This is a genomic window from Actinomadura fibrosa, from assembly GCF_900659615.1.
GTDB classification, from domain to species: domain Bacteria; phylum Actinomycetota; class Actinomycetes; order Streptosporangiales; family Streptosporangiaceae; genus Spirillospora; species Spirillospora fibrosa.
In genome coordinates this window covers 1-572 of sequence record NZ_CAACUY010000562.1, presented here as the reverse complement: position 1 = coordinate 572, position 572 = coordinate 1, and the positions used below count along the sequence as shown (strand labels likewise).

The window sequence follows — 572 nt, the reverse complement described above, 5'->3', positions numbered from 1 at the left end:
CGCAGGCTCCCACGTCCTTCATCGGCTCCTGATGCCAAGGCATCCACCGTATGCCCTTAAAAACTTGAACACACAAAACGATCAAAACAAATCGCAGATAAACAACAACACCCAACCCAGAAGCCGAAACCCCCAAGCAAGGCGTCATCATCTACCAGAGATGCTCGCGTCCACTGTGCAGTTCTCAAAAAACAACCGGGCCCACCAAAACCACACCCCCGCGAGGAGGTGCGGTCTTGGTCCCGCAGTCCGAAGAAACGTGCCCGTTTCCTCAGGACCCAACAGCGTGTCCACCGAACCCCCCGCCCGGACTCGCCGTTCCCACTCCCCGCGAAGGGGCGGTACTTGCCGAGCCGCACGAACGGCCGATGAATAACCAGTGCTCCACATCTATGAGCAGCCACCTGACAGACACTCGCTGCCAAAGACGGCCACCGACCCGAACACTCCCGAAGGAGTCGGTCCGAGCCAGTTTGTGCTCCTTAGAAAGGAGGTGATCCAGCCGCACCTTCCGGTACGGCTACCTTGTTACGACTTCGTCCCAATCGCCGGCCCCACCTTCGACCGCTCCC

At 59.3% G+C, this 572-nt stretch carries 1 rRNA gene; it reads right to left on the bottom strand.

The window, feature by feature from the left end:
- Nucleotides 1–486: 486 nt before the first annotated feature.
- A 16S ribosomal RNA gene (locus tag E1300_RS49660) occupies nt 487–572 on the bottom strand; the annotation flags it as partial.